Raw genomic sequence first — 19,526 nt, forward strand, 5'->3', positions numbered from 1 at the left:
TCTATATTATATGATAAAATATCGTAATTTTCCGTGGGTAAACATGGAAATTATGTAACTGTACTAAAATTGACAATTATATGTGAAAGATATAAGTTTTAAAAATGCTGACTAAAATTATAAATGCCATATTTTTTTATTGGGGGATATGACATGGCCAAGCTTTATGGAGCTTTGGTTGTACTCAGTTTAATTTGGGGTACATCTTTTTTATTTATTAAAATATTGCTTGAATCACTGGAGCCTGCAACTGTTGTATTTGGAAGGTGCTTATTTGGTGTTTTATTTCTTGCTGTTGTCATCCTTGTAAAAAGGGAAAACTTTCTGCCTGAAAAAAAGCTAGTAGGAAAGATCATTATTGTTGCAATTTTAAACAATGTGCTTCCTTGGCTATTTATTTCATTAAGCGAGACACAGATCTCTACTAGTCTTGCTTCTATTATTAATGCCACCACACCCATCTGGACATTGATGATCGGATTTTTCTTATTTTCCTCAACGCTGTCTAAAAATCAGTGGGCAGGCATTGGAATAGGATTTATAGGAATTTTCATATTATCAGACATACGGCCGGGAGAGCTTATAGCAGGAAATACAATGGGGATTTTCTTAATGTCTGCTGCAGCATTTTGCTATGGTACAGGAACTCACTTAACGAAAAAGTATTTAACGGGTTTAAGTGTCTCCCAAATATCCTTTTTTACTCTCGCTGCTTCCTCGATACTAAGCTTCCTAGGTGCTTTATGGATGGAACCGGCCTCCGTTGCGTCTGTTTTTGAAGCAAAGACCTTTCTGCCGCTTCTTGGAGTGGGTACCTTTGGCTCTGGTGTTGCCTATTTGTTATACTACTTTCTAGTCAAGGAAGGCGGTCCGGAATTTGCTTCACTTGTAACCTATCTCGTTCCAGTGTCAGCTATCCTATGGGGAGCTTTGCTTCTGCAAGAGAAAATTAATTTAATGATGATTTTGGGCTTAATCATAATTCTTTTAGGTGTTTTTATCACTTCACGCAAAGACGGGAAAGAAAATACGCAGCTTGAAATTAAAATGAAGAGGAGTATATGATGAGTAAAATAGTTTTTTTTGACATTGATGGAACTTTATTAGATCATGAAAAATCCTTACCTGCATCAACTATTAAGGGAATAGAAGAACTTAGAAAAAATGGTGTTTATGTTGGAATTGCAACGGGACGAGCTCCCTTTATGTTTGAGTATTTGAGGGATCAGCTAGAGATAGACACTTTTGTGAGCTTCAACGGGCAATACGTGGTTTTTGAAGGAGAGGTTATTTACAAGAATCCGCTTAAAACCAGTAAGCTTGCCGATATTCAAAAACAGGCAGATTCCAACGGTCATCCCTTGGTTTTCATGAATGAGCAGACGATGAAAGCTAATGTATCCCACCATGAAAGAATTGAAAAAAGCTTGGGCAGCATCAAATTCCCTCATCCGGAAGAAGACAGGGATTTTTATATCGGCCATGAAATCTATCAAACACTGTTATTTTGTATAGCTGATGAACAAAGTGAATACATCTCGGACTATCCTGGTTTTAAATTTATAAGGTGGCATCCTTTTGCTGCCGATATTTTACCTGCAGGAGGTTCTAAGGCGGAAGGCATCAAACTGGTAAGTGATCGGCTTGGTTTTAAAATGAAAGATGTTTATGCATTTGGAGACGGTCTTAATGATTTAGAAATGCTAAAAACAGTGGGCACTGGCGTAGCGATGGGAAATGCTGAAGCGGAAGTTAAAAATGTCGCGGACGTTGTGACCAAAGATGTTAGTGAGGACGGAATCTGGCACGGTTTAAAAACAGTTAAACTTATTTGAAATTAATTCATTTGAGCAAAGAACCTTCTCTATGGGATTAGTCCTTTTAGTCTCCTTTAATTAAATTTCCACCATGAAAATAGGCCGATTTCTAAATAGATTCGGCCTATTTTGGTTTGATATGGAATTAAAGCTCCAAGTAGTTGGTGACTAGCCCCTCGAGGTCACATCAGTCCAGCGCTTTGTCAGTTGCGCCTCCTAGCATAATCAACATGAATTTACTCTTTGGGACCATCGCTTGAACATGCTTGCAGTATTCTTACTTTAAAGACAAATTTATCTTCCTACTGGAACCGCATTTTCAATCGGTTTAAAAGGATCGTTTTTGTCTATGTGGTCGTAGAACATGACACCGTTAAGATGATCAATTTCGTGCTGGAATGCAATTGCGGGAAGGCCTTTCAGACGGAGCTTTACTGGGTTGCCCACTATATCAGTTGCCGAAACAGTTATCCTTGCATACCGTGGTACATATCCAGGAACAGAGTAGTCTACAGAGAGGCAGCCTTCCCCGGTTGTCAGGTAGGACTTCTCAACAGAATGGCTGACTATTCTAGGGTTAAACAAAGCATAACTGAATAGGTTCCCCTGGTCGTCCTCTAGGTGAACAGCAATCATTCGCTTACTCACATTGATTTGTGGTGCTGCAATTCCTATCCCAGGTCTAAGATTGTATTCTTCAGCAATTTCGGGATTCTGGCTGTTTTTCACATATTCAATCATGCTTGCTAAAATATTCTTGTCTTCATCTGATGCTGGCAATGGAACATCTACGGCTATTTTACGCAACGCAGGATGCCCATCGCGGATGATATCGTCCATAGTTAACATCGTACCAAATCACTCCTGTAATTTATGCAGTATAATATAGATTATATGTGTTACTCCTTTATTGGGGCAATGTCATTTTATGTTGTACATTTAGAATATCAAAATAACTTAAAAAAGTTAAGGAACGGAGTGTTAATTAAACTAGAACAAGGGAATAGAGAACATATGATACATTTCTGCTAGGCTTGTGAGGTTAATTTGTTGATTTTGACGCTTCAATTATTGACAATAAGCCTAACAGTGTCTTCTGCTAAAGAACCCTCTACATAGTTATTTAAACTTGAATGTAATAATTAAGAGCTTCGAGAATAGACTCTAGTAATAAAAGCGCCAAGCGCGGCAACTGCTAGAAGCTGGCAGGCATTGTCAAAAGCAGAAACTATCGATATAGTAATGTTGGCTAAAGATTAGGAGGTCACGCATGTTTAAATTTCAAAAATTAAGTCTTTTTTTATTGGTTATTGCAGGGTCCGTTCTGCTTACTGGCTGCTTGGACCGACAGACGCCTGCAGAAAAAATATTTGCTGAATTAGAAAATGTTGTTGCATTGGAAGAAGAATTTGAGCAGCAGCAAGATCCACTTGTGCAACTTGAGAAAAGAGAACAGGAAATATACGAGGAAATCCTGGCGCTAGGATTGAAAGAATATGACCAAATTACAAAGTTGTCAGATGAGGCTTTGGATGGAGTCGCTCAACGTAAAGAACATATGGAAAAGGAGCAGGAGAGCCTTAAGGCTTCTGAAACTGAATTCCAAAAAGTAGACGAACATATCCAAAATATCGAAGATGCAGACCTTAAGGAACAAGCAACTGAGTTGTTTGACATTATGAATGAAAGGTACGCTATTCATGATGAACTTTATGAGAGTTACCAAAGTGGCTTAGAGCATGATAAAGTCTTATATGAAATGTTCAAGGATGAAGAATTGACTCTTGAGCAGTTAGAAGATCAGATAAATAAAGTGAATGAAGCTTATAGCAAGGTATTGGACGCTAACGAAAGGTTTAATCAGCAAACTGATAAATACAATCAGTCAAAGCTTGAATTTTACGAGGCAGCCGGACTTAACGCACAAACAACGGAAGAATAAATAGCCAAAGGCCAGCGTAAAGTGCTGGCCTTTTTTTGTATCAGGATTTATATAGTTGATTATCATCATCCAGCTCCAGCGCCTAGGTTCTCGAGATCGCTTCGGTCCATTTATGTCAAAAAACGAGTTCACCTAAGCCTGTCAGCTTTTGACATAGCAAAACGTTGGACAATAAAGATTTGTCGCCTGACCCGTTAAAATCATTTTTAACTTGAACAGATCTATAACAGATGAAAGTGATATAGTACAGAATATATATTTTTATAATACAGATATAATTTAGAGAGAATAACATAAAGAAGGTAATAAATATAAAAAACATAAAACTTAGTATTTGACTGTACAATTCCCGATATTGTAAACTAAACAACGTCAGGGTGTGTTGTATTAATTCTGTCATTTAAAAAAGTGATACAGAATCTAAATTCAGGTTAATATAATTATTAAAGTTTTTAAAAGCAGATTCTGTGGAAAACTACATAAAGACAGTTTTGAAGCAAATTCCTGTAAACCCGTGTTAGCTGGAATAACTTCAAGAAGCGGTTCCGTAAGTTCTCGGAAGGCAGCCTCATGAAAAAAAGAGCTAAAATACATCGGAAACACATAAACAACGTCTATAAGGGCAAGTTTCGCTGTGTTTTTGGGTAATCTAGATTTGTATGTTTACTTTTAAAAAACAAGTTTTTTATAAGAAAGGAAGAGGTGACTCAAGTGGCATCTAAAACGAAGAAAACAACTAAGGCAGATGCTTTACAGCAGCTCGAAAAAATTGAGGATCAATTTCAAACACTTCAAATTCTTAATGAAGAAGGAGAAATTGTTAACGAAGCTGCAATGCCTGATTTAACGAATGAACAGCTGCAGGAATTAATGACACGCATGGTATACACTCGAATCCTGGATCAGAGATCTATTTCTCTGAACAGACAAGGGAGACTAGGTTTCTATGCTCCTACTGCAGGGCAGGAAGCGTCCCAACTGGCTTCTCAGTTTGCGTTAGAAAAAGAGGATTTTATTCTTCCGGGATATCGTGATGTTCCTCAATTAATCTGGCACGGATTGCCATTGGCACAAGCCTTTTTGTTTTCGCGTGGCCATTTTAAAGGTAACCAGATGCCGGAGGGTGTAAACGTGATTTCACCTCAAATTATTATTGGTGCTCAGTATATTCAGGCTGCAGGCGTGGCTCTAGGTATGAAGAAACGCGGAGCAAAATCAGTTGCTATTACGTATACAGGTGACGGCGGGGCCTCGCAAGGTGATTTCTATGAAGGAATCAACTTTGCAGGAGCTTATAAAGCCCCGGCTATATTCATTGTCCAAAATAATCGCTTTGCCATTTCTACACCAGTAGAAAAGCAGTCAGCAGCGAAAACAATTGCTCAGAAGGCTGTTGCAGCAGGTATCCCGGGAATTCAAGTTGACGGAATGGATCCTTTAGCAGTTTATGCGGCTGTCAGTGAAGCCCGTGAGCGTGCAGTGAATGGAGAAGGACCAACTTTAATTGAAACATTAACGTACCGTTATGGTCCACATACAATGGCTGGCGACGACCCAACTAGATATCGGAGTTCTGACCTTGATAACGAATGGGAAAAGAAGGACCCGCTAGTGCGTTTCCGCAAATTCCTTGAAAAGAAAGATCTCTGGAACGAAGAAAAAGAAAATGAAGTCATCGAAAAAGCTAAAGAAGATATTAAAGAGGCAATTAAAATTGCGGATGAAACAGCGAAACAGAAAGTCACCGATTTAATGTCGATCATGTACGAGGAGATGCCTCCTCACCTACAAGAACAGTATGAAATTTATAAAGAAAAGGAGTCGAAGTAAGCCATGGCTCAAATGACAATGATTCAAGCTATAACGGATGCGATGCGCAATGAACTTCGCAACGATCCTAATGTATTGGTTTTTGGTGAAGACGTAGGATTGAACGGCGGGGTATTCCGTGCCACTGAAGGTCTGCAGGCGGAATTTGGAGAAGAAAGAGTATTTGACACTCCGTTGGCAGAGTCGGGAATTGGCGGTCTCGCTATTGGACTAGGACTTCAGGGTTTCCGTCCGGTTATGGAGATACAATTTTTCGGGTTTGTTTATGAAGTGATGGATGCTGTTGCTGGTCAAATGGCACGAATGAGGTACCGCTCAGGAGGGCGTTATCATTCACCTGTTACGATTCGCTCACCATTTGGAGGAGGCGTTCACACACCAGAACTTCATGCCGACAGCCTAGAAGGATTAGTTGCTCAGCAGCCTGGCTTAAAAGTAGTTATCCCTTCAACTCCGTATGATGCAAAAGGTCTGCTTATCTCTGCAATCCGTGACAATGATCCTGTAGTGTTCTTAGAGCACATGAAATTGTACCGGTCTTTCCGTCAGGAGGTTCCTGAAGAGGAGTATATGATTCCGATTGGGAAGGCGGACGTTAAGCGAGAAGGTACGGATATGTCGATTATTACTTACGGAGCAATGGTTCATGAATCTTTAAAAGCTGCAGAAGAGCTAGAAAAAGAAGGCCATTCAGTTGAAGTTGTTGATCTAAGAACTATTATGCCGTTTGATATTGAGACTATTATTGCTTCTGTTGAAAAAACAGGCCGGGTTATTGTTGTTCAAGAAGCACAGAGACAAGCAGGCATGGCTTCCCAAATAGTTGCTGAAATAAATGAGCGCGCAATATTAAGCCTTGAAGCACCGGTACTTCGAGTGACAGCTCCTGACACTGTTTTTGCATTCTCACAGGCAGAATCAGTATGGCTTCCAAACTATAAAGATGTCATTGAGGCAGCTAAAAAAGTACTTACTTTCTAAGTTATAACCTGAAACATTTTAACCAATGCATATACTTAGCATTAACTTTAGGAGGGTGAATTCCATTGTCATTTCAATTTAAGCTGCCTGATATAGGAGAAGGTATTCACGAAGGTGAAATCGTTAAATGGTTTGTTAAGCCTGGTGACAAAATCCAGGAAGATGATGTACTTTGTGAAGTACAAAATGACAAAGCTGTTGTCGAAATTCCTTCACCTGTAGCAGGTACAGTAGAAGAGATCCATGTAGACGAGGGAACAGTTGCAACAGTTGGACAAGTGCTAATTTCCTTCGATGCTCCTGGGTATGAAAATTTAAAATTTAAAGGTGAAGAAGAAGAGGCTCCTGCTAAATCAGAAAAAACTGAAGCGCAAGTTCAGTCGGTTAATGAGTCTGGTCAGGAGATTGAGAAGGAAAAAGCACCGATGCAAAATAATGACGGTGCCACAGGGGCCGGAGAAAAAGCAGAAGAAACGGTTGATGCTGATCCGAACCGCCGAGTTATCGCGATGCCTTCTGTTCGAAAATACGCTCGTGAAAAGGGTATAGCGATAAGCAAGGTACAGGGATCCGGTAAAAATGGGCGTGTACTAAAGGATGACATAGATAGTTTCCTTGAAGGAGGAACAGCCGCACCTGAAGCGCCAGCCGCTTCTGAAGCAGTGCAACAGGAAGCAGCTGCACCGAAGGAAGATAGTAAGACAGCGGCTGCTATTCCACAGGGTCAATACCCTGAAACACGTGAAAAGATGAGCGGTATGCGTAAAGCAATCGCTAAAGCAATGGTTAATTCTAAGCACACTGCACCACATGTAACATTAATGGATGAGATCGATGTGACTAAGCTTGTAGCACACCGCAAAAAGTTTAAAGAAGTTGCAGCTGCTAAAGGAATTAAGCTTACATTCCTTCCATATGTGGTAAAGGCATTAACAAGTGCACTGCGTGAGTATCCAGCTTTAAATACATCTTTAGATGATGCAACTAGCGAGATCATTCACAAGCATTACTATAATATTGGTATTGCTGCCGATACAGAAAAAGGACTATTAGTTCCGGTTGTGAAAGATGCCGACCGCAAATCTGTATTTAATATTTCAGATGAGATTAACGAACTTGCCGGTAAGGCTCGGGATGGCAAGTTATCTCCTGACGAAATGAAGGGCGCATCATGCACAATTACTAATATCGGATCCGCTGGCGGACAGTGGTTTACACCAGTTATCAATCATCCTGAAGTTGCAATTCTTGGTATTGGCCGTATAGCTGAGAAACCAGTTGTTAAAGACGGGGAGATTGTTGCTGCACCTGTATTAGCATTATCATTAAGCTTTGATCACAGAATGATCGATGGTGCTACGGCGCAGAATGCATTAAATCACATTAAACGCTTGTTGAATGATCCAGAACTTTTGTTAATGGAGGCGTAATAAATGGTAGTAGGAGATTTCCCAATTGAAACAGATACTCTAGTTATAGGTGCAGGTCCTGGCGGTTATGTAGCTGCTATTCGAGCTGCACAGCTAGGACAAAAAGTTACAATCGTCGAAAAAGGAACGCTTGGCGGCGTCTGTTTAAACGTAGGCTGTATCCCTTCAAAAGCGCTAATTGCTGCAGGACATCGTTATGAGACTGCAATCCATTCAGACTCGATGGGGATTACCGCTGAAAATGTTAAAGTCGATTTTTCCAAAGTGCAAGAATGGAAAGCTAGCGTCGTTAACAAATTGACAGGCGGTGTTGAAGGTCTGCTAAAAGGAAATAAAGTCGACATTATTTCTGGAGAGGCCTATTTTGTTGATTCAAATACAGTACGTGTGATGGATGAGAACTCAGCTCAGACGTATAAATTTAAGAATGCAATAATCGCAACTGGATCTCGTCCAATTGAAATACCAGCATTTAAATACACTAAACGCGTTCTTGACTCGACAGGAGCTCTTGCTCTTAAAGAGATCCCTAAGAAAATAGTTGTCATTGGCGGCGGATATATCGGGACCGAGCTTGGTGGTGCCTATGCAAGCTTTGGAACAGAAGTAACAATTCTTGAGGGCGCTGACGAAATCCTAAATGGATTTGAAAAGCAGATGACTTCCCTTGTAAGCCGAAACCTTAAGAAAAAAGGTGCATCAATCATTACTAAAGCTATGGCAAAAGGTGTCGAGGAAACTGAAGACGGTGTGGTTGTATCGTACGAGGTAAAAGGCGAAGAGAAGAAGGTTGAAGCAGACTATGTTTTTGTTATGGTAGGAAGAAAGCCAAATACAGATGAACTTGGTCTTGATCAAGTAGGGATCGAAATGTCAGACCGCGGGGTTATTAAAATTGATAAGCAGTGCCGGACTAATGTCAGCAATATTTATGCAATTGGTGACATTGTCGAGGGACCTCCGCTTGCCCATAAGGCTTCTTACGAAGGGAAGATTGCTGCAGAAGCTGTAGCAGGCCATCCATCAGAAATCGATTATTTAGCTATTCCGGCAGTTGTATTCTCAGATCCAGAACTAGCATCAGTAGGATATACTGAGCAACAAGCGAAAGACGAAGGAATTGAAGTGATTGCAGCGAAATTCCCATTTGCTGCTAACGGCCGTGCTTTAGCACTAAACAATACAGATGGGTTTGTAAAATTAGTAACCCGTAAAGAAGACGGTTTAGTTATTGGAGCCCAAATTGCGGGAGCTAGTGCATCAGATATGATTGCCGAGCTAGGTCTTGCAATTGAGGCAGGAATGACGGCAGAAGATCTTGCTATGACTATCCACGCTCACCCAACTCTTGGTGAGATTACGATGGAAGCAGCAGAGGTTGCTCTTGGAAGCCCAATTCATATCGTAAAGTAAAGCTAAAAGTCCCCCTTTCAAATAGGAAGGGGGACTTTTATAATGGAATATTAATAAAAAACGCAGCTGGAATTTTCCAGCTGCGTTTTGCATATTAGCTTATTTTTTAAGTGATTAGTTAATTAAGTCATATGAAAGGATTTTTGATACAGATCCAACAATTTGATCTTTAGGAACACTGCCATTTATTTTCGCCATTACCTTATCCTGTTGTATCACTAAAATAGCAGGACTGTTATCTATATCATAAGTGCTGTAATATTTTTTTGCGTTAGCTGCTGTAAAAACCACCATATTATTAATTTCAGCCGGGAATTCCTTTTTCAGCTCAATAATTGCATCATAATATGCGGCCTCATGGCGATTGTCTGACTCGTTGGATAAGAATACAATCTGCATGTTATCATCTTCAAATATCAAAGGTTCTGCCTTGCCTGCAGAGTCGTTACACGAAGCGGTCAAAAACAGGAACGAAGCGACAAAGATTAAAGACAATCCTTTCATTTCAATTAGCCTCACTTTTTTGCAGATTCAGTTGCCTGCAAATCTGCAGGTTTGTCCATATTCTATCACAGCAATCAAATAAAACAGGAGTTGTCATTTAAATGTTACAGAAATGAAAAATATCCTGAGGTTTTATTCATATAGTATTTTAAAGGCATGTTTTCTTAGCTGATAGACAGGGAATTATGTTTATAAATGGTGGTGGCCAAGGTGGGAATTTATTCGGTAATCATTTTGCAATTAATGGTTTGGAGCGGTTACACCCTTATAGAGTGGCTATCAAAGCACGACCAGCCTATCTATAATGTCATTATGTTCTTTATCTTCTTTTACTTGGCCGTTGTTATAGGAAACTATATTGTAAGGTCAACCAAGAAAACTTTTTTGGCAACGCTAATTAGTTTGGCTATTTATACGACGTTCCATTTGATGATGAAACTCCTTTTATTTTAGGAAAAGAGGATGATATTCCAGTCAAAGGTAAACGTTGGAATCATACCTCTGGACATGCTACCATTGAGAGAAAGAAACAAGTTCTAAAAGGGGAGGACATCTTATGAGTAGAAACTTTATTCTTTTTTTAGGGGCAGTTATGCTCCTCAGTTCTTGCAGCTCTAATCCAACTTCTGAACAAGAATCCGCTGCCCAGCCGTCGGAAACTGAAGCAAGCACGAAGGTAAAGGCTGAGGAAACCCAACGTACCGAGGAAACTGCCGGGAAAGAAAAAGAGGATCAGATAGAAGAAGAAAGCGCTGATAGTAAAGAGGCTAGCCTGCCTTTATCTCCAAAATACCGTATCAATCAAAATAACTGGTCAATTGAACTAATTGAACAAGGTGAAGAGAAGCCCGTTCTTTTGACAATAGATGATGCTCCTGATAAGCATTCACTCGATATGGCAAAAAAAATGGATCAACTAGGAGTTAAAGCGATCTTTTTCGTTAATGGACATTTTCTGGATACTCCTGAAGAGGCTGAAATATTAAAACAAATACATGAACTGGGATTTCCAATTGGAAATCATACTTACAATCATGAAAGCCTTCCGAAACTAAGTGAAGAGAAACAAATTGAAGAGATTATTTCTCTTAATGACAGGGTTGAGGAAATTATTGGAGTACGTCCCCAATATTTTAGAGCGCCATTTGGACAAAACACGGAGGTCAGCTTTAAAGTTGCCGAAGAAGAAAAAATGACCTTAATGAATTGGACATATGGATATGATTGGGAAAAAGATTACTTAACAAAGGAAAAACTTGCTGATATTATGGTTAATACACCTTTACTTAATTCTGGAGCAAATTTGCTAATGCATGACCGTGAGTGGACAAGCGCTGCTCTTGAGGATATAGTCAAGGGCCTGCAGGCTAAAAGTTATACCATTGCAGACCCGGCACTAATTGAAACCCCAAAATAGCTGCAATACAAACAGGACTGCCAGCCGGCAGTCCTGTTTGTAGAAATCTGACTTTTCATTATTTCCTTGGATAAAAGTACATGACTCGTCCGTTAAATAAATGGAGTTCACCCTGCAGTTTTTTTGCTAGGAATTTACAAAACTCATTTGCCTTTCCTTTGTCACCATGAGTGGCGTTTTCAGGGAGTGTAACCTGTATGTATGTTTGTTGAACTGGAGTGTTCCCATCAGAAAAGACTTCTTCTTGATCAACCCCAAGTAAGATAACGTTATAACGGTCCTCGGTTGCCAAAAGGTAAAACCAAGATCCTCTTCCGCCCTCTTCTTCTTTAATTTCGTACGGAAATGCAGAATCAGAATATGCCCAGCTAACCTGATTGCCGGTTTTAGCGGTGATCTCCTTATAATATTGGAACAATTCCTTTAGTTCATCAGTGGTAATCGATTGTTTTGAAGATGAAGGAACTAACTTAATATAAGCGTTCGCTTTCATGCTCTCTCCCCCTGTATCTATGCTCTATGATGTTCTCATTCTAGCACTGAATAAAATAAGCTGACAACTAATTAAGCAAAATTTAGAATATCCCTTGATAATTAACAAAAAACAAATTATAATAATATTCTAAATGTTTTAACAAAGGAGGAGAGATACATGGAACTTTTCCAAAAGCTCTATGATGAGCACGAGAACGTTAGGGTGCGATTTGTTGGTTTTACGACAGATCATAATCGATATGATTTTGGTATTGTGTATACGAATATGTTTTTCGGAAAACCGTTGGTCGTATGTATGCAAACAGGAAGATCAAGTCTCCTCGAAACAAAAGACCTCGAAGATATTGACTATATCAAAACTGTATTCCGTATCCCGGATGTAAAACAGGCTGAAGACCTCATTGAATTTTTTAAGGATTCACTTCCGGCCGTCCCTTTTGGAACACAATATGAATAATTTTGTATGAAAGAGAGCAGGCCATTTAGGTCTGCTTTTACTTTTAGTTTCTAATGTTGAAATTGCGGATCGGATCAAAATAGCGAGACTCTCCTAAACTTACATTTATTTCCTGTTTTTTATTATGCTTATTAATAATGGTCCTTGGATGAACGTACTAGTCAAGCCCCCTGCTATGAGGAGAGGAGGGAGAGAGGTAGAAAAACGGAAACAGAAAGTCCATTCTAGGCGATCTCACTGGGGAGTCAAAAGGTGAACCTCTTGGTTTCATTATAAGGATCAAAACACCCTCGAGAGGCTTCACGCTCCTCAAAAGCTATCTCTCTAACGCTTATAAAGATTACTCTCGTGCAGCTAGACTTGCTTGATGGTTCGTCAGCGGGAAAGAGCGAGTTGACTCACTTCAACCTTCAAGTTTTAGTAGAGCTTAAGCAAAAAAACTTTAATTAAGCTCATTTTTTTTATTCCTCATCATATATTGTGTTTAAATAGAATAAAAATAGGAAATATGTTATACAAATAACACTTGATTTATTTAATGTGTTATATTATTATTCAATTAAGGATATTAAAGCGCTTACAGCAACGTGTTTAATTTTAATCTGAAAAGGGGTTTGTAAAATGGGAACGATCGTATGTCAAACTTGCAATTCAACAATTGACCATTTTGAAGATGAAAAGGTAACTACGCTGTATTCTAATTGCGGCTGCTGTGACCAAGAAGAAGAAAATTAATAACAAACTTAAATAAAGCATGCGGTCTCCGCATGCTTTTCTTTTATATTGGAAATTCTGTAACCTACTAATCTAAGAATTTTCACAGCTTGTCGTCCCCTTGCTGAAGGCAAAAAGCGCCTTCATTCAGGCCCTGTCTTATGCTGTTCGGGGCTGAACATGGCGCTTCCGCTTTGGTTGGCTTCTTTGTCGGAGTCTCCAGTTTCCGCGTTTCTAAACAGTCGGCTTCCGCTTTTGGTTTTACCTAATGGCTTTGTGTTCTTTTATGACACGCAGTGATTTTAACTGGTCATCTTCTGGCCCTTGAACAGGAAGCCCTACTTCAATATTCTTTTCAATATATAAAAGGTTATCTTTAGTTATAATTTCTCCAGGGATGAAAATTGGGATTCCCGGGGGATAGACCATAACAAACTCTGCAATAATTCTGCCTTCAGATTCATCAATTGGTACAATTTCAGTTTCTGAGTAAAAGGCGTCACGCGGCGTGAGTGCCAGCAGAGGGATATCCGGCAGCATTACTTGTATATGGACCCTTTCGACGTCACTATGATGCTCGGCTGAAAGCTCTTTTAGGGCGCTAATCAGTATATCAGCCTCTGTATCAGTATCCCCAGGTGTAATTATACATAAAATGTTATACAAATCTGAGAGTTCAACTTCAATATTGTATTTTTCACGAAGCCAGTTCTCAACATCATAACCAGTTATGCCTAACTCTTTCACCGAAACAATAAGCTTCGTTGGGTCATATCCAACTGCTGCTTTAGTTTCAAGAATTTCCTCTCCTACACAATAGAGATTTTCAATATCATTGATTTCAGAGCGCATGCGCTGGGCAAGAGCTATCGTTTTTCCTATTAGCTCTCTACCTTCAGTGACAAGCCTTCTTCTGGCAACATCAAGTGATGCTAAAAGAAGATAGGAAGTGGATGTTGTAGTCAGCATGCTAAGGATAGATTGTACCCTTTTTGCAGACACAAGGCCCTCTCTTACATTTAGAATGGAACTCTGTGTCATAGAGCCGCCAAGTTTATGTACACTGGTTGCAGCCATATCGGCTCCAGCTTGCATAGCGGATAGTGGAAGGTCTTCATGGAAATGAATATGCACACCGTGTGCCTCATCGACAAGAACTGGAACCTCATAAGAATGGGCAATTTCTACGATCTTTTTCAAATCTGCTGCAACCCCAAAATAAGTTGGATTAATAACAAATACTCCCTTAGCATCCGGGTGCTGCTCTAAAGCTCTTGCAACTGATTCTGTCGTGATCCCATGTGAAATTCCTAAATCTTCGTCAATTTCAGGGTGTATAAAGATGGGAATGGCCCCAGAAAACACTACTGCCGACATAACTGATTTATGAACGTTTCTGGGAACGATTATTTTATCTCCGGGCCCACAAACTGCCATGATCATTGTCATGATTGCGCCGCTAGTGCCTTGTACGGAAAAAAATGTATGATCAGCACCAAATGCCTCTGCTGCTAAATCTTGTGCTTCTTTTATCATACTCTTTGGCTGATGAAGATCATCGAGTGGTCCAATGTTAATCAAATCAATCGATAGCGCATTTTCACCAATAAATTCTTTGAATTCAGGATCAATTCCTGTGCCTTTTTTGTGGCCTGGAATGTGAAACTGGACGGGATTTTTTTTTGCGTGCTTAACTAGTCCGCTGAATAGTGGTGTTTCATATTGAGACAACTGCGAATCACACCTTTGTTAGAAGATAAGAAGTAATAGTTCTAAGCTAAAAATTAGTCAATGAACATTCTAAAACAAGTTGCATTATAGCATTATTCAAAACCTTTGCAAAGAAATTAGTGCATTCTAATGAATTAGTCTATATCCACCCTTTTAGGCGGACCAATCATTAGTTTACGGATTTAACAGGAAAATAAACAAAAAAGTAGAAATAGTTCTAGTAAGAGTAAGAAGGGGGTAAACGAAGCATGAAATGGAAGACAAGAGTAACCGAGGCTTTAGATATAAAATACCCAATCATTCAGGGAGGCCTAGCCTACCTAGCATATTCTGACCTTGCAGCAGCAGTCTCAAATGCAGGGGGCCTCGGCCAAATTACTGCAATGTCGCTGGCGGATCCAGAAGATCTTAGAAATGAAATCAGAAGAGTCAGGACTTTGACTGATAAACCGTTTGGAGTCAATTTTGCAGTTGGACAGCAGGGAAGGCCATATGATGAGCATCTTGATATTGCAATAGAAGAAAATGTACCTGTAATTTCAATGACGGGAGGTAATCCGGCTGCGATTTTTGAAAGGTTAAAAGATACTAACATAAAAAAGCTAGTTCTAGTGGCCGCAAAACGTCAAGCCCAAAAAGCTGAGCAGCTTGGTGCTGACGCTGTTATGGTCGTCGGACAGGAGGGGGGAGGACATTTAGGGAGAAACGATACAGGAACGATGGTATTGATTCCTGGAGTAGTCGATTCAGTAAACATCCCAGTAATTGCATCAGGCGGGATAGGTGATGGGCGAGGCTTGATGGCAGCGCTTGCCTTAGGTGCTGAGGGAATTGAAATGGGTACTCGGTTCATTGCGACAGAAGAGTGCATTCATGCGAGCAAAATCTACAAGGAAAAAATTCTTTCAGCTACGGAATCGGATACGGTCGTTATTAAAAGAACCTTAGGAGCACCGGCGAGGGCCTTGTCAAATGCATGGACTGATAAAATTCTTGAACTAGAAAAGTCTAACCCAGGCTATGAAGCTTTAAAAACACTAATCAGCGGATCTGCAAATAAACGCTTTATTTATGATGGAGATGAAGAAGAGGGCTTTGCATGGGCTGGTCAAGTGGTTGGGCTGATAGAAGACGTGCCTACAGTTGAAGAATTAATCAGCCGTATTATTGAGGATGCAGAAAAAATCAGGGAAAATTGGGGAATGGATTAGAATCAGAACATTGCATTCATTTGCAGCAATAGGTAAAATACAAACCAGTATCTATGATAAAAGCAGGTGAATTAGAATGGAATATCAATACCCAATTGACTATTCGTGGTCTACAGATGAAGTAGTCGATGTGATAAAATTTTTTGAATATGTTGAAAAGGCATATGAAAAGGGTGTAGACCGCGATGAATTTCTAGCAGTGTACCGCAGGTTTAAAGAGATTATTCCTGGTAAAGCGGATGAGAAGAATATTTGTGGGGAATTTGAAGATATTAGCGGGTACTCCAGCTATCGAACTGTCAAAGCAGCTAAGGAAGCTGAGGCAGGTAAAAAAATAAAAGTTCGGCGTTAACAAAAGCGCCTGGGTCCAGCAGGGACCCAGGCGCTTTTGTTCTATATTTAAACAATTACTTTAAGCTAAGTTTATAGAGGGGAAGCAAGGTCTTAAATGTACTCTGTATAACCTTCATCAACGCCTCTCCATCGTTTAAAAGCGGATCGAAGGCAGCAATATGCTGCCCAACAAGAAATTCAGCTTTTTTAACCGATTCAAACCGTTTTAGCGTCTCTTTTAAACCTTTTTCACCAAGAGAGTCCATTGGCTGGGCATCTTTTTTCATGTGATCCTGTGATATAACATAATCTGGTTGAATTGTGTGATTTACCTCATCAAAATGGTTTAAAAATTTGGAAGCTATTTCAGATTTGTTAGGCAGTTCGTAGATAAAAGCAAGCCAGATAAAAAGATGATCATCAAACAATCCGACCTGAAAGTGCGGGTGTTTTTTATAACCGCGTTTGTCATGGCATATGGCCATCCAAGTATCTTTAGGAGGGTTAACTGTACGTCTGGCATGCTTCGCAATGTGGAGGTTCATTTCGTTACCTGTTAAGATTTCCATTTCCTGTGTTATCGATTGTCCAATCTGCTCGAACTTAGGCCTAATCCTTGTTCTGATGGCTTCCATTCTTTCATCTAGACCATCAATTTTAAACGTATCGAAATCATTTTGAGTAAAACCATTAAATTGCATGTGCCCATTTCCTTTCTAATGCGTTTTATATGTTTAGAGAGGGGGTATAAATTAAGCAACAGAATAAATAAATATCAGGTGCTTTCTACCTCCCATGTCTTATTGCCGATTATAAGCTAGGTGTAATGGTCCAACTGCCGTTGACCGACGGTAACTCTCCAGTTCGAAATTCTCGACCGTTGAGCCGAAATTGTATGAGGATGGAGAACCCCACCTATAAGAATTTTCAGCCCAGCTTAAATCACGATGATCAATCACGGATTAATATTCCTATGACGAATATTGTAACAAATTGATCGTAATTAATGAAACATGAAGAATCGGACGATAAAAAACATGGGTTAACACACAAATTTGTTGCACGAACGACTTTCGGCTCATACTATGATAATAAAATTATCTGAAAATTCTAAGGAAGGGGTGTATTGTCCGTGAAACAACTAATTAATTCTACTCGCAAAAGGGCTGGGGAAAAACAAAGGACAGCGGTATTACGGCTGGAAATGGATTATGAACTAGCTACCCTTTTTGAAGCGATGAATCAATCTGATAAAAACAAACAGAAGGAATGTAAGCAAAAGCTTGAGAGAATTAGACAGGAGCTGTTAAGGTTAAAAGCTCTGTAGATCTGAAATAAGCAATAGATAAAGGATTATAATAAAAATGAAAAAACACCAGTTGAATGACACGTAGAACGAACTCCTGACTGCTGCAGGGAGTTCGTTTATTTTATCTGGTATTTTAGCTTTGAGGCCAGGTTACACCCATCTTACATATTAGCAACTAGAATCAATTTATATGGTTCAGAATGAAATTAAAACAAAGCGGGGAAGGATATTACTTGAAGCAAGAGGACAAATCCTATACTCTTGTTTTAATACTTAAATTTGGCTAATACTGGTTTAGATTGTAAGACTTTTTCCGATTGGAGGATAAGAAATGGCTAATAATTGGGAAGAAATTGATACATATGCAAAAGTTTGGATAAAGGAGGCTGGTGAGAGAATAAGGGCTTCTTTTCCGAAAACTCTAAATGTTCACGCGAAGTCAAATCCCAATGATTTAGTGACAGAAATTGACCAGCAAACTGAACAATTTTTTATAGAAAAGATAAGAGGAAATTACCCTGATCACCGAATTCTTGGTGAAGAAGGATTTGGTGACAACATTGATCAAGATTCAGGAGTCATTTGGATTATAGACCCAATTGATGGAACAATGAATTTTGTGCATCAGCAGAGAAACTTCGCTATTTCTATCGGAATATACGAAAACGGCAAAGGGAAGATTGGCCTCATCTATGATGTGGTTCATGATGAACTTTACCATGTGAGAACAGGGAATGGCGTTTATTTAAACGATAGAAAGCTTCCGGCCCTCAATAAAGCGGCCGTACCTGAAGCCATTTTGGCACTTAATGCAACTTGGGTTGTTGAAAATAAACGAATTAATCATGAACTTCTTATCCCATTGGTTCAGAAAGTCCGTGGTACACGTTCGTATGGATCTGCGGCCTTGGAGATGGTTTATGTCGCTACTGGAAGAATTGATGCCTATATCAGCCTTCGTCTTGCACCGTGGGATTATGCGGCCGGAATCCTAATGGTCGAAGAGCTTGGCGGTCAGGCGACCACGCTAAGAGGAGATAAGCTAGATATAATAAATGGCAGTTCAGTGTTTGTCTCAAAGCCAGGCCTGCATCAGGAAATCATGCGAAATTATCTAAAAGATGGAAAATGGTGACCCTTACAAGCAGAGCAATGATTACTGAAGATCTCCCGTTTTTTGAGCAGCTGGTTTCAGAGAGCCAGACGTGGGAAGAGTTAGAGTTAACTGGCCTAACACTGGCAGAATATATAAGTCACACTCAGCATCCAGCCGGCCGATGGAGAATTTGGGAAGCAGAAGGTAAGCAAGTTGCGATTACCTTTGATGTGAAAAGCGCACCATCAAACCAGAAGCCATGGCTTGGTACCATCCTAGTCGCCAAAGAAGCTAGAAGAACAGGGCTTGCCCGCAGGATTATTGATGCTATAAGCACAGAGCTATTGCTTCTGAATGAAAAGGTTTTGTTCACTGGCTTCCCGGCAGAACAAGATGCATGGCGGAATTTTCTTTCATATTGCGGATTTGAGCAATTTAAACTTGAATCATCAGAAGGAAGAGAATACCTAATAATGATTCGGCCATTGGAATAAATAAAACAAGTCTGCTGAAATCCGGCAGACTTGTTTTATGTTTATCGACTATATTCTTTTATAAACGGCCCGCTTCTCGCATTTTCTTTTTTGTTTTAAAACCATAGCCCATCACTGCAATTAAAGCAACAATGCTGGCCAACGCTCCTAGAAAGCTTCTCTCACCAATGGAAACGCCAATTCCCATTATGCTAACAGCTGCAGCAATTGCCAAAAATAAAAACACCCATTTTATTTCTTTCATGGTGATCCCCCTTTCAAAATCCTGATATAAAAAGGCTGAAGCCTCAAGAAAATTCGTTTAAATTAACAAAAAACATACAGGATAACTATATTGTACATAAAATGCTAT

At 39.7% G+C, this 19,526-nt stretch carries 22 protein-coding genes; 16 read left to right on the plus strand and 6 right to left on the minus strand.

Features of this window, described 5'->3' with window-relative positions; translation table 11 throughout:
• Nucleotides 1–153: 153 nt before the first annotated feature.
• A complete protein-coding gene (locus tag HRJ06_RS14995; RefSeq protein WP_174733762.1) occupies nt 154–1,065 on the plus strand; it encodes a DMT family transporter in 912 nt (303 codons plus the stop codon).
• On the plus strand, nt 1,065–1,835 hold the full coding sequence (locus HRJ06_RS15000) for a Cof-type HAD-IIB family hydrolase (protein ID WP_174733926.1): 771 nt from the start codon (nt 1,065–1,067) through the stop codon (nt 1,833–1,835). Before HRJ06_RS14995 ends, HRJ06_RS15000 begins: the two co-directional genes overlap by 1 nt.
• Before the next feature lie 276 nt (nt 1,836–2,111).
• Here HRJ06_RS15000 and def read toward each other — a convergent pair whose 3' ends face one another.
• Nucleotides 2,112–2,666 (minus strand): peptide deformylase, encoded by a 555-nt coding sequence (gene def, locus HRJ06_RS15005; protein ID WP_174733763.1) that lies wholly within the window; start codon nt 2,664–2,666, stop codon nt 2,112–2,114.
• Nucleotides 2,667–3,087: 421 nt separating this feature from the next.
• Here def and HRJ06_RS15010 point away from each other — a divergent pair, with 421 nt between their 5' ends.
• The 5 genes from HRJ06_RS15010 (at nt 3,088) to lpdA (ending at nt 9,413) form a co-directional block, all read left to right on the plus strand.
• The gene (locus HRJ06_RS15010; RefSeq protein ID WP_174733764.1) at nt 3,088–3,759 is read left to right on the plus strand and encodes a YkyA family protein; all 672 of its coding nucleotides are present in this window, start codon (nt 3,088–3,090) and stop codon (nt 3,757–3,759) included.
• 711 nt (nt 3,760–4,470) lie between these two features.
• Nucleotides 4,471–5,589, plus strand: a complete 1,119-nt coding sequence (gene pdhA, locus HRJ06_RS15015) for a pyruvate dehydrogenase (acetyl-transferring) E1 component subunit alpha (RefSeq protein WP_174733765.1) — start codon at nt 4,471–4,473, stop codon at nt 5,587–5,589.
• Between the two features lie 3 nt (nt 5,590–5,592).
• Nucleotides 5,593–6,570, plus strand: coding sequence for an alpha-ketoacid dehydrogenase subunit beta (locus HRJ06_RS15020; RefSeq protein ID WP_174733766.1), 978 nt, complete (start codon nt 5,593–5,595; stop codon nt 6,568–6,570).
• 65 nt (nt 6,571–6,635) lie between these two features.
• Nucleotides 6,636–8,000: a dihydrolipoamide acetyltransferase family protein gene (locus tag HRJ06_RS15025; protein ID WP_174733767.1), complete on the plus strand. Its 1,365-nt coding sequence runs from the start codon at nt 6,636–6,638 to the stop codon at nt 7,998–8,000.
• Between the two features lie 3 nt (nt 8,001–8,003).
• Nucleotides 8,004–9,413 carry a dihydrolipoyl dehydrogenase gene (gene lpdA, locus HRJ06_RS15030; RefSeq protein WP_174733768.1) on the plus strand — a complete coding sequence of 470 codons (1,410 nt, stop codon included), beginning with the start codon at nt 8,004–8,006 and terminating at the stop codon, nt 9,411–9,413.
• A gap of 114 nt (nt 9,414–9,527) precedes the next feature.
• Here the strand turns inward: lpdA and HRJ06_RS15035 are convergent, their stop codons facing one another.
• The gene (locus tag HRJ06_RS15035) at nt 9,528–9,917 is read right to left on the minus strand and encodes a ribonuclease H family protein (RefSeq protein WP_242035265.1); all 390 of its coding nucleotides are present in this window, start codon (nt 9,915–9,917) and stop codon (nt 9,528–9,530) included.
• Between the two features lie 210 nt (nt 9,918–10,127).
• On the opposite strand from HRJ06_RS15035, the gene HRJ06_RS15040 reads away from it, so the two are divergent.
• Together HRJ06_RS15040 and HRJ06_RS15045 are read left to right on the plus strand one after the other, a co-directional pair.
• Complete coding sequence (locus tag HRJ06_RS15040) at nt 10,128–10,370, plus strand: hypothetical protein (protein ID WP_174733769.1); 243 nt, start codon at nt 10,128–10,130, stop codon at nt 10,368–10,370.
• 103 nt (nt 10,371–10,473) lie between these two features.
• Nucleotides 10,474–11,334, plus strand: a complete 861-nt coding sequence (locus HRJ06_RS15045) for a polysaccharide deacetylase family protein (protein ID WP_174733770.1) — start codon at nt 10,474–10,476, stop codon at nt 11,332–11,334.
• Nucleotides 11,335–11,392: 58 nt separating this feature from the next.
• Here the strand turns inward: HRJ06_RS15045 and HRJ06_RS15050 are convergent, their stop codons facing one another.
• Nucleotides 11,393–11,827: a DUF1885 family protein gene (locus HRJ06_RS15050; protein WP_174733771.1), complete on the minus strand. Its 435-nt coding sequence runs from the start codon at nt 11,825–11,827 to the stop codon at nt 11,393–11,395.
• Nucleotides 11,828–11,986: 159 nt separating this feature from the next.
• On the opposite strand from HRJ06_RS15050, the gene HRJ06_RS15055 reads away from it, so the two are divergent.
• Both HRJ06_RS15055 and HRJ06_RS15060 read left to right on the plus strand, forming a co-directional pair.
• Nucleotides 11,987–12,286, plus strand: a complete 300-nt coding sequence (locus tag HRJ06_RS15055; RefSeq protein ID WP_174733772.1) for a DUF3055 domain-containing protein — start codon at nt 11,987–11,989, stop codon at nt 12,284–12,286.
• Nucleotides 12,287–12,907: 621 nt separating this feature from the next.
• On the plus strand, nt 12,908–13,021 hold the full coding sequence (locus HRJ06_RS15060) for a GapA-binding peptide SR1P (RefSeq protein ID WP_174733773.1): 114 nt from the start codon (nt 12,908–12,910) through the stop codon (nt 13,019–13,021).
• 240 nt (nt 13,022–13,261) lie between these two features.
• On the opposite strand, the gene HRJ06_RS15065 is transcribed toward HRJ06_RS15060, so the two are convergent.
• Nucleotides 13,262–14,731, minus strand: a complete 1,470-nt coding sequence (locus HRJ06_RS15065; RefSeq protein WP_174733774.1) for an aminotransferase class I/II-fold pyridoxal phosphate-dependent enzyme — start codon at nt 14,729–14,731, stop codon at nt 13,262–13,264.
• A gap of 248 nt (nt 14,732–14,979) precedes the next feature.
• On the opposite strand from HRJ06_RS15065, the gene HRJ06_RS15070 reads away from it, so the two are divergent.
• The gene (locus tag HRJ06_RS15070) at nt 14,980–15,942 is read left to right on the plus strand and encodes an NAD(P)H-dependent flavin oxidoreductase (RefSeq protein ID WP_174733775.1); all 963 of its coding nucleotides are present in this window, start codon (nt 14,980–14,982) and stop codon (nt 15,940–15,942) included.
• Between the two features lie 76 nt (nt 15,943–16,018).
• The gene (locus HRJ06_RS15075; protein ID WP_174733776.1) at nt 16,019–16,294 is read left to right on the plus strand and encodes a UPF0223 family protein; all 276 of its coding nucleotides are present in this window, start codon (nt 16,019–16,021) and stop codon (nt 16,292–16,294) included.
• 55 nt (nt 16,295–16,349) lie between these two features.
• Here the strand turns inward: HRJ06_RS15075 and HRJ06_RS15080 are convergent, their stop codons facing one another.
• On the minus strand, nt 16,350–16,976 hold the full coding sequence (locus HRJ06_RS15080; RefSeq protein ID WP_174733777.1) for a YktB family protein: 627 nt from the start codon (nt 16,974–16,976) through the stop codon (nt 16,350–16,352).
• A gap of 431 nt (nt 16,977–17,407) precedes the next feature.
• Here HRJ06_RS15080 and HRJ06_RS15085 point away from each other — a divergent pair, with 431 nt between their 5' ends.
• The 3 genes from HRJ06_RS15085 to HRJ06_RS15095 all read left to right on the plus strand — a co-directional run bounded on the left by HRJ06_RS15085 (nt 17,408) and on the right by HRJ06_RS15095 (nt 19,174).
• Complete coding sequence (locus HRJ06_RS15085; RefSeq protein ID WP_174733778.1) at nt 17,408–17,602, plus strand: hypothetical protein; 195 nt, start codon at nt 17,408–17,410, stop codon at nt 17,600–17,602.
• A 313-nt stretch (nt 17,603–17,915) separates the two neighbouring features.
• Nucleotides 17,916–18,719, plus strand: coding sequence for an inositol monophosphatase family protein (locus tag HRJ06_RS15090; protein WP_174733779.1), 804 nt, complete (start codon nt 17,916–17,918; stop codon nt 18,717–18,719).
• Nucleotides 18,713–19,174: a GNAT family N-acetyltransferase gene (locus tag HRJ06_RS15095; protein ID WP_174733780.1), complete on the plus strand. Its 462-nt coding sequence runs from the start codon at nt 18,713–18,715 to the stop codon at nt 19,172–19,174. The genes HRJ06_RS15090 and HRJ06_RS15095 overlap by 7 nt, the downstream gene beginning before the upstream one ends.
• A gap of 58 nt (nt 19,175–19,232) precedes the next feature.
• Here the strand turns inward: HRJ06_RS15095 and HRJ06_RS15100 are convergent, their stop codons facing one another.
• Nucleotides 19,233–19,418 carry a YlaF family protein gene (locus HRJ06_RS15100; RefSeq protein WP_174733781.1) on the minus strand — a complete coding sequence of 62 codons (186 nt, stop codon included), beginning with the start codon at nt 19,416–19,418 and terminating at the stop codon, nt 19,233–19,235.
• Nucleotides 19,419–19,526: the final 108 nt, after the last annotated feature.

Origin of the sequence: Mesobacillus harenae, assembly GCF_013343715.1 — a bacterium.
Lineage (GTDB): Bacteria > Bacillota > Bacilli > Bacillales > Cytobacillaceae > Mesobacillus_A > Mesobacillus_A harenae.

Bases quoted from the DNA above. Each gene is read 5' to 3' on its own strand.
- HRJ06_RS14995 (WP_174733762.1), top strand. From the start codon at position 154: ATGGCCAAGCTTTATGGAGCTTTGGTTGTACTCAGTTTAATTTGGGGT.
- HRJ06_RS15000 (WP_174733926.1), top strand. From the start codon at position 1,065: ATGAGTAAAATAGTTTTTTTTGACATTGATGGAACTTTATTAGATCAT.
- def (WP_174733763.1), bottom strand. From the start codon at position 2,666: ATGTTAACTATGGACGATATCATCCGCGATGGGCATCCTGCGTTGCGT.
- HRJ06_RS15010 (WP_174733764.1), top strand. From the start codon at position 3,088: ATGTTTAAATTTCAAAAATTAAGTCTTTTTTTATTGGTTATTGCAGGG.
- HRJ06_RS15020 (WP_174733766.1), top strand. From the start codon at position 5,593: ATGGCTCAAATGACAATGATTCAAGCTATAACGGATGCGATGCGCAAT.
- lpdA (WP_174733768.1), top strand. From the start codon at position 8,004: ATGGTAGTAGGAGATTTCCCAATTGAAACAGATACTCTAGTTATAGGT.
- HRJ06_RS15035 (WP_242035265.1), bottom strand. From the start codon at position 9,917: ATGAAAGGATTGTCTTTAATCTTTGTCGCTTCGTTCCTGTTTTTGACC.
- HRJ06_RS15045 (WP_174733770.1), top strand. From the start codon at position 10,474: ATGAGTAGAAACTTTATTCTTTTTTTAGGGGCAGTTATGCTCCTCAGT.
- HRJ06_RS15050 (WP_174733771.1), bottom strand. From the start codon at position 11,827: ATGAAAGCGAACGCTTATATTAAGTTAGTTCCTTCATCTTCAAAACAA.
- HRJ06_RS15055 (WP_174733772.1), top strand. From the start codon at position 11,987: ATGGAACTTTTCCAAAAGCTCTATGATGAGCACGAGAACGTTAGGGTG.
- HRJ06_RS15060 (WP_174733773.1), top strand. From the start codon at position 12,908: ATGGGAACGATCGTATGTCAAACTTGCAATTCAACAATTGACCATTTT.
- HRJ06_RS15070 (WP_174733775.1), top strand. From the start codon at position 14,980: ATGAAATGGAAGACAAGAGTAACCGAGGCTTTAGATATAAAATACCCA.
- HRJ06_RS15075 (WP_174733776.1), top strand. From the start codon at position 16,019: ATGGAATATCAATACCCAATTGACTATTCGTGGTCTACAGATGAAGTA.
- HRJ06_RS15080 (WP_174733777.1), bottom strand. From the start codon at position 16,976: ATGCAATTTAATGGTTTTACTCAAAATGATTTCGATACGTTTAAAATT.
- HRJ06_RS15090 (WP_174733779.1), top strand. From the start codon at position 17,916: ATGGCTAATAATTGGGAAGAAATTGATACATATGCAAAAGTTTGGATA.
- HRJ06_RS15095 (WP_174733780.1), top strand. From the start codon at position 18,713: ATGGTGACCCTTACAAGCAGAGCAATGATTACTGAAGATCTCCCGTTT.
- HRJ06_RS15100 (WP_174733781.1), bottom strand. From the start codon at position 19,418: ATGAAAGAAATAAAATGGGTGTTTTTATTTTTGGCAATTGCTGCAGCT.